The organism is Bartonella sp. AA1HLJMS (genome assembly GCF_042197445.1).
Classification (GTDB): Bacteria; Pseudomonadota; Alphaproteobacteria; order Rhizobiales; family Rhizobiaceae; genus Bartonella.
The window spans coordinates 48,709-61,180 of sequence record NZ_JBHIRW010000007.1; the positions used below are offsets into that span (position 1 = coordinate 48,709).

Annotated in this window: 10 protein-coding genes, 1 tRNA gene and 1 pseudogene; 10 read left to right on the forward strand and 2 right to left on the reverse strand. The window is 37.2% G+C overall.

Features of this window, described 5'->3' with window-relative positions; genetic code table 11:
• Positions 1-2 precede the first annotated feature (2 nt).
• The 6 genes from rpiA to gltX all read left to right on the forward strand — a co-directional run bounded on the left by rpiA (position 3) and on the right by gltX (position 7,591).
• A complete protein-coding gene (rpiA, locus tag ACFIQE_RS03610) occupies positions 3-707 on the forward strand; it encodes a ribose-5-phosphate isomerase RpiA (protein WP_375612139.1) in 705 nt (234 codons plus the stop codon).
• Between the two features lie 106 nt (positions 708-813).
• A complete protein-coding gene (locus ACFIQE_RS03615; protein WP_375612140.1) occupies positions 814-1,383 on the forward strand; it encodes a DUF2059 domain-containing protein in 570 nt (189 codons plus the stop codon).
• A gap of 203 nt (positions 1,384-1,586) precedes the next feature.
• The gene (gene gor, locus ACFIQE_RS03620) at positions 1,587-2,978 is read left to right on the forward strand and encodes a glutathione-disulfide reductase (RefSeq protein WP_375707271.1); all 1,392 of its coding nucleotides are present in this window, start codon (positions 1,587-1,589) and stop codon (positions 2,976-2,978) included.
• Positions 2,979-3,046: 68 nt separating this feature from the next.
• Positions 3,047-4,426, forward strand: a complete 1,380-nt coding sequence (locus ACFIQE_RS03625) for a class II 3-deoxy-7-phosphoheptulonate synthase (protein ID WP_375707272.1) — start codon at positions 3,047-3,049, stop codon at positions 4,424-4,426.
• Positions 4,427-4,545: 119 nt separating this feature from the next.
• Positions 4,546-6,207 carry an NAD+ synthase gene (locus ACFIQE_RS03630; RefSeq protein WP_375706834.1) on the forward strand — a complete coding sequence of 554 codons (1,662 nt, stop codon included), beginning with the start codon at positions 4,546-4,548 and terminating at the stop codon, positions 6,205-6,207.
• Positions 6,208-6,217: 10 nt separating this feature from the next.
• Positions 6,218-7,591, forward strand: a complete 1,374-nt coding sequence (gltX, locus tag ACFIQE_RS03635; RefSeq protein ID WP_375630030.1) for a glutamate--tRNA ligase — start codon at positions 6,218-6,220, stop codon at positions 7,589-7,591.
• Between the two features lie 59 nt (positions 7,592-7,650).
• On the opposite strand, the gene ACFIQE_RS03640 is transcribed toward gltX, so the two are convergent.
• Complete coding sequence (locus tag ACFIQE_RS03640; protein WP_375620798.1) at positions 7,651-9,054, reverse strand: DEAD/DEAH box helicase; 1,404 nt, start codon at positions 9,052-9,054, stop codon at positions 7,651-7,653.
• Between the two features lie 145 nt (positions 9,055-9,199).
• Complete coding sequence (locus tag ACFIQE_RS03645; RefSeq protein ID WP_375612145.1) at positions 9,200-9,973, reverse strand: NAD kinase; 774 nt, start codon at positions 9,971-9,973, stop codon at positions 9,200-9,202.
• Between the two features lie 263 nt (positions 9,974-10,236).
• Between ACFIQE_RS03645 and ACFIQE_RS03650 the strand changes: the two genes are divergently transcribed.
• The 4 genes and pseudogenes from ACFIQE_RS03650 (at position 10,237) to ACFIQE_RS03665 (ending at position 11,959) form a co-directional block, all read left to right on the forward strand.
• A tRNA-Arg gene (locus ACFIQE_RS03650) sits at positions 10,237-10,313 on the forward strand.
• A 536-nt stretch (positions 10,314-10,849) separates the two neighbouring features.
• Positions 10,850-11,041, forward strand: coding sequence for a hypothetical protein (locus tag ACFIQE_RS03655; protein ID WP_375612146.1), 192 nt, complete (start codon positions 10,850-10,852; stop codon positions 11,039-11,041).
• Positions 11,042-11,168: 127 nt separating this feature from the next.
• Entirely contained in the window at positions 11,169-11,273 is a 105-nt protein-coding gene (locus tag ACFIQE_RS03660; RefSeq protein WP_375613508.1) for a hypothetical protein, read from the forward strand.
• A gap of 121 nt (positions 11,274-11,394) precedes the next feature.
• Positions 11,395-11,959: pseudogene (locus ACFIQE_RS03665) on the forward strand (hypothetical protein).
• Positions 11,960-12,472: the final 513 nt, after the last annotated feature.

Here is a 12,472-nt window from a genome sequence, read left to right on the forward strand (position 1 = left end):
TCATGAATGTTCAGCAGTTAAAAAAAATGGCAGCTATTAAAGCGCTTGAGTTTGTTGAAGATGGTATGCGGCTTGGTATCGGATCTGGTTCGACAGTCAATGAATTTATTCGTCTTCTAGGTGAGCGTGTTGCGGATGGTTTGCGGGTGACTGGTGTTGCTACTTCAAAATATTCTGAACAACTCTGTCATAAGTTTGGAGTGCCTGTTAGCACTTTAGAACAAATACCTGAGCTGGATCTTGATATTGACGGAGCAGATGAAATTGGTCCTGAGATGATGCTCATTAAAGGGGGAGGGGGAGCATTGTTGTATGAAAAAATTGTAGCGTCGGCATCTCGTGCAATGCTTGTCATTGCGGATGAAACAAAGGTGGTAAAAAGACTTGGTGCTTTTGCACTACCAATTGAAGTTAATCCATTTGGTATCCACACAACATGCAGAGCCATTGAAAAAGTCGCTGATGATTTAGGGCTTTCTGGAAAAATTGCATTGCGAATGAATGGAAAAAATCCTTTTGAAACAGATGGTGGCCATTTTATTCTTGATGCATTTTGGGGCTGCATTTTGCAACCAAAACCATTATCAGATGCACTTCTTGCTATTCCTGGTGTTGTTGAGCATGGCCTTTTTTTGGGGTTGGCTTCACGTGCAATTGTCGCTATGGCTGATGGTCAAATAAAAGTTTTAGAACCGTTTGATTTTTAGAAAAGGCATTTACATGATGATATGTTAGCACAGTAAAAAAGGGTCTTAAAGATTTTAGGTAGAATAACGAATTAAAATTATAATTAGCGATCGGGGTAATCATTAAATGAAAATAATATTTTCTTTTCAGCGTTTTGTCGTATATTTTAGTGCAATTGCTATTTTTGTTGTGAATGTTGGCATGGCTTATGCACAAGGTGTGAGTGATCAACATTTAGATTCAGCGCGAAAGGCAATCAGAGCTATTCATGCAACGGATCAATTTGATAGCTTTTTACCAAATGCGGTCCATGATTTCAAAAATGAACTGATTAGCGATGATCCGAATTTGGCAACAGCTATTTCTGATATTGTTGATAAGCAGGCGCTTGCTTTAATTAAAAGGCGCTCTGATCTAGAAAAAGAGATTGCTCATGTATATGCAAAATATTTTACTCAAAAAGAGCTTGATGCGATAACAACATTTTATAATTCTGATACCGGTAAAAAGTTTTTGACAGAAGTCCCCAATATTGCACGTGATTCTTATTCAGCATTTGATATATGGCGTACTGCTCTTATGCGGGATCTTGTAGAAAATGTGAAAAAAGAGATGTCTGAAACACTTAATTTGAATAATTCTACTATGCCTACAAATATGCCTATAAAATCAGAATCTTCAGAAAATAAAAAATAGCTTGATCGATATCATGACAACAATGGGCAATTTCTAATTTTTTTAATAGCGGCGGTTTTCCCGCCGTTTTAAATATTTTAATGAGAATAAGTCTTTTTAGAATACTGCTTTATAAAAAAGGCTTCTTCAAAAGAAAAAAAGACTTTCATTTGATAATAAAAGATCTTAGCCTACTCTTGCAGATGTATAAGAAGGAATAATTCGTGGGCTCTTTTGACTTTGATTTATTTGTTATTGGAAGTGGTTCTGGTGGAGTGCGTGCAGCACGGCTTGCTGGAGGTCTTGGCAAGCGGGTCGCTATAGCAGAGGAATATCGTATAGGGGGCACTTGTGTTATTCGTGGTTGCGTTCCCAAAAAACTTTATGTTTATGCATCACAATATGTAAAAGAATTTAAGAAAAGTGTTGGTTTTGGGTGGGAATATGCGGATCCAATTTTTAGCTGGGAAAAGTTGGTTGCAGCTAAAAATAAAGAAATATCAAGGTTAGAAGGGTTGTATCGTAAGGGATTAGAAAATAACAATGTGCATATTTATGAAAGTCGTGCTACTTTTATAGATGATCACACATTAGAGCTTTCTGCCACGGGTGAGCGGGTAAGTGCAGAAAAAATTTTGATTGCAACAGGGGCAAAACTTGCACCAAATACGTCCATAGAAGGCGGTGAATTTTGCCTTACTTCTAATGAGATTTTTGACCTTAATCAACTCCCAAAATCAATAGTGATTGTTGGTGGAGGGTATATTGGTGTTGAATTTGCTAATATTTTTCATGAATTAGGTGTAAAAACAACACTCCTTCATCGTGGTGATTTAATCCTTCGTAATTTTGATCATGATTTGCGGCAATTGCTCAGCGATGCAATGATTGAAAAAGGGATTTCTATTCTCTATGGCATAACAATTTCTAAAGTGCAGGCTGCAGAAAATTGTTATGAAGTTGTTTTATCAAATGGGAAAATAATCAGAGCCGATCAGATTATGTTGGCTACGGGGCGTGTACCAAATACAACGGGTTTAAGACTTGAGCGGGCAGGTGTTAAGGTGAATGAATTTGGTGCAGTTGTTGTTGATGAGAAAATGACAACAAATATCCCCCATATTTGGGCTGTTGGTGATGTAACAGGTCATATTCAATTAACACCCGTTGCGATTCATGATGCAATGTGTTTTGTTAAGGCAGCATTTGAAAATATTCCAACAACACCTGATTATGATTTAATTACAACAGCAGTTTTTTCACAGCCAGAGATTGGAACGGTTGGTCTTTCAGAAGAGGAGGCGGTAAAGCGTTATAAGCGTCTTGAAATTTATCGTACAGTTTTTCGTCCTATGCGTAATATTCTTTCTGGTAGTTCAGAGAAAATGCTTATGAAACTCATTGTTGATGGTGAAAGCCGTATTGTTGTGGGCGCTCATATTTTAGGGGAAAATGCTGGTGAGATGGCTCAGCTTATAGGGATATCTCTCAAGGGTAAGCTGACGAAGGATATCTTTGATGAGACGATGGCAGTGCATCCAACGATGGCAGAAGAATTGGTAACGATGTATAAACCAAGTTATATATATGAAAATGGGAAGAAAATAGAAAGTTAAACAGCATATATTGCGGTAAAAAGCTTTTGGTATGCTAATCTGTAAGATTAATCTTTAGAGAGAGTGTAATGATAAAAGAATGGGCGCCTGACACTTGGAGAACAAGGCCAATTAAACAAGTTCCGACTTATCCGGATAAGTCTATGTTAGAAGATGTTGAGCGAAAACTGAGACGGTATCCTCCTTTAGTTTTTGCCGGTGAAGCACGTGATTTAAAAAATGAATTAGCAGCCGTTGCGAAAGGCCAAGCTTTTTTATTGCAAGGTGGTGATTGTGCCGAAAGCTTTGCAGAACATGAAGCTGATAATATTCGTGATTTTTTTCGTGTATTTTTGCAAATGGCGATTGTTTTGACTTTTGGTAGTTCTAAACCGGTTGTTAAAATTGGTCGTATTGCTGGTCAATTTGCAAAGCCTCGCTCTTCTGATATTGAAAGAAAAGAGGGAGTTGAATTTCCTGCTTATCGTGGGGATATTATTAATGGCATTGAATTTGAAGCCGGTTCTCGTGTTCCAGATCCGCAACGGATGTCTATGGCTTATCGCCAATCTGCGGCAACACTTAATCTATTGCGAGCTTTTTCACAAGGCGGCTATGCTAATTTAGAAAATGTTCACACATGGATGTTGAGTTTTGTTTCTAACAGTCCGCAGGGAGAACGTTATGAATTATTGGCAGAGCGTATTTCTGAAGCAATTGATTTTATGCGTTCTATAGGGATTACATCCAAAACACATTCTTCATTGCGTGAAACATCTTTTTATACCAGTCATGAAGCACTGTTGCTTGGTTATGAAGAGGCTTTGACTCGGATTGATTCAACTTCAGGAAATTGGTATGCAACATCTGGTCATATGTTATGGATTGGTGACCGTACGCGTCAGATTGACCATGCTCACGTTGAATATTGTCGCGGCATTAAGAATCCTATAGGATTAAAATGTGGTCCTTCCATTGAGCCTGATGAGCTTTTGAAATTAATTGATATTTTAAATCCTGAAAACGAGCTGGGGCGGCTTACTCTCATTACGCGCTTTGGTTATGATAAAGTTGAAAGTTATCTACCTAAACTCATCCGTGCTGTTGAACGCGAGAAGCGTGCGGTTATATGGTCATGTGATCCAATGCATGGCAATACAATTACTGCCAATGGTTATAAGACGCGTCCTTTTGATTATGTTTTAAAAGAAGTAGAGAATTTTTTTGCAGTGCATCGTGGAGAAGGAACTTATCCAGGAGGCATTCATATTGAGATGACAGGTCGTGATGTTACTGAATGTACAGGAGGGGCGCACGCCATTTCTGTGGACGATTTATCTGATCGTTATCATACGCAATGTGATCCACGGTTAAATGCAGATCAAGCGTTAGAATTGGCTTTTCTTGTTGCTGAACTCCTTAAAAAAAATCGCGTGACTGAATCGTTAGCAATTGCTGCTGGGGGGTAGGCAAAAATTTGCCTAATATTTTTAGGTCATTATGGCAGAAAAGAATTTTAAAAAATGATGTTTCCGATGATGAAGAATAAAGTTGTGGTTGCTAAACTGATGAAATGATACAAAGGCTTATGAAAAATGATATTCGGGTATCAATTGCCCAATTAAATCCTATTGTCGGTGATATTGAGGGGAATTTTTCTTTAGCTGTCATGGCGCATCAAAAGGCCAAAGAAGAGGGGGCTGATCTTGTTTTATTCACGGAACTTTTTATAAGTGCTTATCCGCCGGAAGATCTTGTTCTAAAACCTGCTTTTACAAAAACATGTGAAGAGACTGTTGAGAAATTAGCAAAGATAACCGTAGGCGGACCAGGAATTGTCATTGGTCTTCCATTAAGGCGCAATGGTAATATTTACAACGCTGTCATGGTTCTTGATGAAGGGAGAGTTATTGCCGAATGTTTGAAGTTTGATTTACCTAATTATGCTGAATTTGATGAAAAGCGTTTATTTTCTTCAGGTCCACGTCCTCAGCCTATTGTCTATCATGGAATTAAATTAGGAATAGTCATTTGTGAGGATCTTTGGAATGATTCCTCTCTTAGTACAGAGCTTAAAGATAAAGGAGCGGAAATTATTCTTGTCCTTAACGGATCTCCTTATTATCGTAATAAAACATTAAAACGTATAGACGTTGTTCATACACAGGCTCTACAATCTGGAGTGCCAATTATCTACGCTAATCAAGTAGGTGGTCAAGATGAGCTCGTTTTTGATGGTGGGTCTTTTGCCTTGAATGGACAAGGCAAAAAGATATTTCAAATGAAACACTTTGATAGCCATATTGCTTTAAGCCATTGGCAAAAAACAACGACGGGATGGCACTGTATTTCAGGTCCTAATGAAAGTCTTCTCAATGGATTAGCGGCTGATTATCAAGCTTGTGTTTTGGGGTTGAAAGATTACGTTAATAAAAACGGCTTTAAGGATGTTATTCTTGGTCTTTCAGGAGGAATTGATTCAGCCCTGTGTACGGCAATGGCGGTGGATGCTCTTGGTGCTGAGAGGGTTCGCACCATTATGATGCCCTATCATTATACTTCGCAAGAATCATTAAAAGATGCCAAAGAATGTGCTGATCTTTTGGGATGTCGTTATGAAATCATACCGATTGCACAACCTGTTGAGGCTTTTTTAAAGACAATGGCACCTGTTTTTTTAGGGTTACCCTCTGACGTCACAGAGGAAAATCTTCAAAGTCGTATACGCGGTACACTTTTAATGGCGCTTTCAAATAAATTCGGCTCAATGGTGGTAACGACAGGCAATAAATCAGAAATGGCTGTGGGATATGCAACACTGTATGGGGATATGAATGGCGGGTTTAATCCTCTTAAAGATATTTATAAAATGCAGGTTTATGCATTAGCGGAGTGGCGCAATAAAAATCACTTGCACAATTTGAGAGGACCAAAAGGAATGATCATTCCATCCAATATTATAGAAAAAGCACCCTCTGCAGAGCTGCGGGAAAATCAAAAAGATGAAGATTCTCTTCCGCCTTATCCTATTTTAGATGATATATTACAATCTCTTGTAGAAAATGACATGAGTATTTGTAATATTGTTAAACGTGGACATTCACGAGAAACTGTTGCGAAAGTTGAACAGCTTCTTTATGGTGCCGAATATAAAAGGCGTCAATCTGCGCCTGGTGTAAAAATCAGTTACAAAAATTTCGGACGCGATCGTCGCTATCCTATAGTCAATCATTTTCGCGATAAAAATTGAGTATTATTTTATGGTTAAAGTTCGTTTTGCTCCCTCTCCAACAGGTTATATTCATATTGGCAATATCCGTATTGCGCTTTTCAACTGGCTTTATGCGCAAGCGTATAAGGGAGAATTTATTTTACGCTATGATGATACAGATATTGAACGTTCTAAACAAGAATATATCGATGCTATTGCTGTTGACCTTGAATGGCTTGGTATTCAACCAGATGCAATTTATTACCAATCCAAGCGATTTAATCGATATGATGAAGTGGCAGAAATTCTCAAACAACGTGGCCTTCTTTATCCTTGTTATGAGACAACAGAGGAATTAGAGCGGCGTCGTAAAATCCAGCTTTCACGCAAATTGCCTCCTGTTTATGACCGTGCAGCATTGAAGTTGACAACAGAAGAGAGAAAAAACTTTGAATCACAAGGTCGTAAACCCCATTGGCGTTTTCTTCTTCCTAATTTTGAAAGTGATCCTTTACACACAAAGCGAACAGAAGTTTGCTGGAATGATGCAATAAAGGGAAAGCAGACGATTGATTTAGCTTCTCTTTCAGATCCTGTTCTTATTCGTGAAGATGGAACCTATCTTTATACATTGCCGTCTATTGTTGATGATGTAGATATGGCTATTACGCATATTATTCGTGGGGATGATCATATTACAAATACAGGCGCTCAAATTGCTCTTTTTAAAGCTCTTAATGCAGAATTACCGGTTTTTGCTCATACCAATTTATTGGCGACAGTTTTAGGAAAAGGATTTTCAAAACGTAATAATGATCTTTCTATTCGTTCTCTACGGGAAGAAGGATTTGAATCTATAGCTGTTCAATGCCTTGCCGTTTTGATTGGGACATCGCAAAATGTGCATCCCTATCCCAATCAAGCTGCGCTTTTAGAGCATTTTAATCTCCAAGATACGTCAAGATCCGTTGCAAAATTTGATATTGCTGATCTTCTTGCTTTGAATAGTCATCTTGTCCATGAGTTAACCTATGAGGAAGTAAAAATGCGCCTTAAAAAACTTTCTATTGAGGGAGATAAGGCGGAATATTTCTGGAACGCGATAAGAAGCAATATTAATAAAGTCAATGAGGCTGTTTTTTGGTGGAAAATCATTCATGATGAACAGAATTTTGATACAGTAGCACTAGAGGATCGTGCTTTTGTGCACCAATCACTCGATTTCTTACCTGAAGGTGCTTTGAATGAGGAAAGTTGGAAAATTTGGACAACAGCATTAAAAGAAAAAACAGGTCGAAAAGGAAAAGCTTTATTTATGCCATTACGTCAGGCACTTACGGGCATGGATCATGGACCTGAAATGGGAAAAATTTTGCAGCTTTTAGGGCGTGAAAAGGTAACGGAAAGGCTCTCTAGAAAATAAGAGCGGATTTTTTAAAAGTATTTTGTTCATTTCACTCTAAAAGAGAGTAGAGAACGGGTTTATTTGCACGTTTTTATAAGCATGAAAGCAGGAATATCATCACCAAATCCAATAGGTGTGTAATTCTTATTTTTTCGTGAGCGTTGTTGCTCAGATGGCTTCTCCTTATTATTTGCATTTTTGATATATTCTGTTTTATTCTCTTCTACAGATTTTTTAGTGTGAGCAACAGTCTCTTTTGGAGCAGTTTTCTTTGATGGTTTTGAAGATTTTTTCTTTACAACAATATCTTCTGTTTGATCATCGGCTATTAAAGTTGAGAGATCTCCATTGAGCCATTCAATTTTTTCATTACTCATTTCCTCGATGGCATTGATATATTTTTGATCAGCTTTTGTAACGATTGTAAAGGCTTTTCCGCTACGATTTGCACGCCCTGTACGACCAATTCGATGGATATAGTCTTCAGCATGTGTAGGAACATCATAGTTAAATACATGACTTACAGCTGGAATATCGAGTCCACGGGCAGCAACATCAGAAGCAACAAGAAGTGTAAGTTTATTATTTTTAAAATCAGCTAGGGTGTTCATGCGCGAATATTGGTCCATATCTCCATGAAGTGCCCCTACATTAAAGTTATGTTTGATGAGCGATCTAAAAAGTTCAGAAATATCTCTCTTTCGATTACAGAAAATGATTGCATTTTGAAGCTCTGCACCTTCATTTTGGATAAGCTCTCGTAAAACCGCTCTTTTATCCCATGATTTATTTCCAGATTTGACAAGCCGTTGTGTAATTGTGGTAGCTGTTGAGGAAGCTTTTGTAACTTCAACAGATACGGGAGAATGTAAAAATTGTTTCGTTAGTTTTGTAATTTCTGGCGCCATTGTTGCAGAAAAGAACAAAGTTTGACGCGTAAAAGGGGTTAGCTTACAGATGCGTTCAATATCAGGAATAAAGCCCATATCCAACATGCGATCAGCTTCATCAATCACAAGGATTTCAACGCCCATCAGGAGTAGTTTACCGCGCTCGCAATGATCAAGAAGGCGCCCTGGTGTTGCTATAAGAACATCAGCTCCTCGTTCAAGTTTGCGATCTTGGAGTTCAAAAGATACCCCACCAATCAAGAGAGCAACGTTTAAACGATGATTTATTCCGTATTTATCGAAATTTTCTTCAACTTGAGCTGCAATTTCTCTTGTTGGTTCTAAGATGAGCGTACGGGGCATTCGTGCTCTTGCACGACCTTTTTCAAGGAGAGTGAGCATAGGCAATACGAAAGAGGCAGTTTTACCTGTTCCCGTTTGGGCGATTCCTAAAACGTCTTTTCTTTGAAGGACATGCGGAATTGTTTCACTTTGAATAGGTGTCGGAGCTGTATACCCCGCTGATTTCACCGCATTAATAACCTTTGCGGAAAGACCTAAATCATCAAAACTGTTTAAAGATGGTATCATTTTTTTATCAACTGCTCTGTGATTTTAACTGCGCTATCTAATGATGATTATAACCAATATTCTACACTCTTTAAAAGTGTTAAGATGTTTTCACAAAAAAAATAACTATAACAATCATATACATATAAAACGCATAATACAATCATTAATAGCGAAATTGTTCTGATAAAATGCGCTCATCCCATGAATGATTTGAGTCAAAAAGGATTGAAGCTGTTACTTCTGTTGCCATTGAAATAGTAACTGAATGAACAGATTTAACTTCAATATTATCTGCAGCAGCATTTACAGGGCGTTTGTCAGGTTCAAGCATATCAAAGCGCACTGTTACTGTATCGGGAAGCAAAGCTCCATGCCAACGCCGAGGGCGAAAAGGGCTAACGGGAGTGAGGGCCATAAGGGGAGCCATAAGAGGTAAGATAGGTCCTTGTGCTGATAAATTATAGGCGGTTGATCCAGCTGGTGTAGCGACGAGGACACCATCACAACTTAATTGTTCCATGCGTACGTTGTTATCAATGGTGATGCGAATTTTTGCCGCTTGATAAGATTGCCGAAAGAGGGATACTTCATTAATTGCAAGCGCCTCGATAGAATCTTGACATTCAGATTTTGCAATCATGCGCAGGGGATGGATTTCTTTTTTATGTGCGGCAGCAATACGATTGGGCAATTTTTTTTCATGAAATTCATTCATAAGAAACCCTACAGAACCTTGATTCATACCATAAATAGGTTTGCCTGTGTTCATGACATCTCGTACGGTTTGTAACATTGTCCCATCACCACCGATTGCAACAACAATATCAGTTTCTTCCAGAGAAGAATGACCATAAACGGAAATTAATTTATGGGTAGCTTTGATAGCCTCCTCAGTTTCTGCGGAAATAAAATGAAAGCGACTTGGTAATGTAGCCATTTAAAAATTATCCTGATACTTATAATTTATGTTGTAACTTATTTTTGAGAGTTTTGAAGTTGTAATAAAAGCTCTTTTTATAATAAAAAGAGCATTGAATAAAGAGAAGTTATTTCAAGGTAAAGTATCATTAAAAAGTAAAAGGAATGCGTCGTTAGATAAATTACAAACGAGTAATTTTTTTATTAGAATGATAATTTAGCATTGAAGCTAAGAGTATGATTAGTTAAAAGACCATAACTGATTTTAATAATCAGTGTGAAGCACCCGTAGCTCAGCTGGATAGAGCGCTGCCCTCCGAAGGCAGAGGTCACAGATTCGAATTCTGTCGGGTGCACCAAATTTTTCAACTTTATATCATACTAAATAACAATATTATCTAAAAGAAGCCAATTTCCTCTTTTATGAAAATGGTTATTTGAGTTGTTTATTAAGTTTTGCAGCGAATAAGCAAATGATTTTAAGAGAAGTAAAATTTACGGCTGCGTATATAATTTTTCGGTTAGTCATTTTGAATATCGAGATAAAAAAGCAAGGTTATCTAAATATGCTTTCAATTTAACTATAAACATTTATAACATAAAAATACATATTAATTCAATATGTTATTGTAAAACTGATCTGGTGATGTTGATAGTAGACCGCTAAATATATTGTTTTGAGCATTAAAATAGATAGCTAAATTTGCTTTTATTCTATTTTTGGAGTTAAAGGCTGTTATGGTGATATGGAACGCGGATGAGAAATATCACCAGTTAAAGGAATAATAAGGGGGAAAAAACAACCGTTAAGATTTGAATTGTTTCAAAATGCTGTATTCGATATGGTTTTGATATGGGTATCTGGTGATTTCTCTATACACCAATATTGCCAGTTATGTTGGATGAGGGATTGTTTACTTTTAATCAACTTTCTTATATACTGAACGCTAATTATGGTGGTTATTTAGTTGGGAGTATGTTCTTTACGTTTGGCAGAATTGGGATTATATTTCTTGCTCCTCGCATACTATCTTGTGCAGCTATAGTGATGAGTGCACTTAATTATTTTCATGGCGTTAACACTTAGTCCTTTTGATCCGTTTTGCTGCTGGTGTTGCGAGTGTAGCAATGATGGTTTTGGGTTCTATTATGGTCATGCAGCATAGCCATATGGGCGGATTATTGCTTCGCTTTATGCAGGTGTAGGAGTTGGTATTCTACTACTAGGTAATGAATATGTTATTATTAGTTTGAACAGAGCGCTTGATGCAACAAACATTTGGTTTGGAGCTGGCTTAATGTCTGTTCAAAACTTTTAAAAACATACAGGTTTAATTATGATAACTATATCAAAAAACACCTCCGTTATTTCTTTCATTGCAAATGAAACCGCTCCTGTTAATCAGAAAAAACCATCCAAAATATGAATAGATCAATCAAATGGATTTCGTGACTGGTCATGTATACATATATTATCGCATTCGTGCTTTAAACGATTTTGGTGATGTAAAAAAAGCGATCTGGATGCTTTTATTGAAAATGAAAGCAATCTCTCTCATGATGGTAATTGCTGGGTTGCTGATAATGTCTGTGTTGTAAAATCTGGTTGTGTTTATGAAAATATAAGGGGCTATGGCAATGCTGCCATTGGTGGCTATGTGTATGGCAATACCCTTATATGTGATAAAACCCATGTGTATTTTGGTGTTCATGTTTATGACAATGCTCATCTTTCTTATAACGTTTGAGTTTATCATTAAGCGCGGGTTTATGGGAATGCAAAATTATCCGGTAGTGCACGTATTCATAGCAATGCCGCGGTTTATGATCATGCGGTTGTTAGGCAAGGTTTACGGCAATGCTAGCGTGGGGTGTCATACTAAGGTCTACGGCTCTGTTTATGGCTATGCCAAGATCTCCTGATTATATCGTGATTAGAAGTAATGTATATGGCAATGCAAGAATAAAAAGACATAGCGATTTATATTCGGTTCCCATAAATTGAGAGGTTTATGAAAGTGATGATGTTATCAAGATTGATAAACAGAATAAATGACAGACGTGGAGGGTGCTTCTTTGATGGTTATAAACGCATCATAAAAGAAAGCTGTGCCAATTGATATGAAGCTGCTTTTAAATAGAGGTACTACAGATCATACAAAAGAAGTCAATAATGAATGCATGTATACAAAACGTATCATATTGCAAACGCTCTATTCTATTGATTAAAACTGATCAAAAGGAACGTAAATGACAGATATGATCTTTAATCACTCATTTGAATTACAGAACCTATAAACACTTTATGTATGGCTATAAAGCGTATTAAGAATAACGCTCGCATTTTTGAAGTGGTCATTTGACACAAAGTACATTATCAAAATGTCTCAATGCTTGGTAGGTTCATATCAAGACTCTCAAGAGAAAATGCATATTAAGTGAATATTTGTAACAAAACCCGTTGTTTACATTTACGAACATTGGTTTTTAAAAGCAGCTTTTCATAAGACAATAAACA

Coding starts and splice junctions, on each gene's coding strand:
- ACFIQE_RS03645 (WP_375612145.1), bottom strand. CDS start 9,973: ATGGCTACATTACCAAGTCGCTTTCATTTTATTTCCGCAGAAACTGAG.
- ACFIQE_RS03630 (WP_375706834.1), top strand. CDS start 4,546: ATGAAAAATGATATTCGGGTATCAATTGCCCAATTAAATCCTATTGTC.
- ACFIQE_RS03640 (WP_375620798.1), bottom strand. CDS start 9,054: ATGATACCATCTTTAAACAGTTTTGATGATTTAGGTCTTTCCGCAAAG.
- ACFIQE_RS03655 (WP_375612146.1), top strand. CDS start 10,850: ATGTTGGATGAGGGATTGTTTACTTTTAATCAACTTTCTTATATACTG.
- rpiA (WP_375612139.1), top strand. CDS start 3: ATGAATGTTCAGCAGTTAAAAAAAATGGCAGCTATTAAAGCGCTTGAG.
- ACFIQE_RS03615 (WP_375612140.1), top strand. CDS start 814: ATGAAAATAATATTTTCTTTTCAGCGTTTTGTCGTATATTTTAGTGCA.
- ACFIQE_RS03625 (WP_375707272.1), top strand. CDS start 3,047: ATGATAAAAGAATGGGCGCCTGACACTTGGAGAACAAGGCCAATTAAA.
- gltX (WP_375630030.1), top strand. CDS start 6,218: ATGGTTAAAGTTCGTTTTGCTCCCTCTCCAACAGGTTATATTCATATT.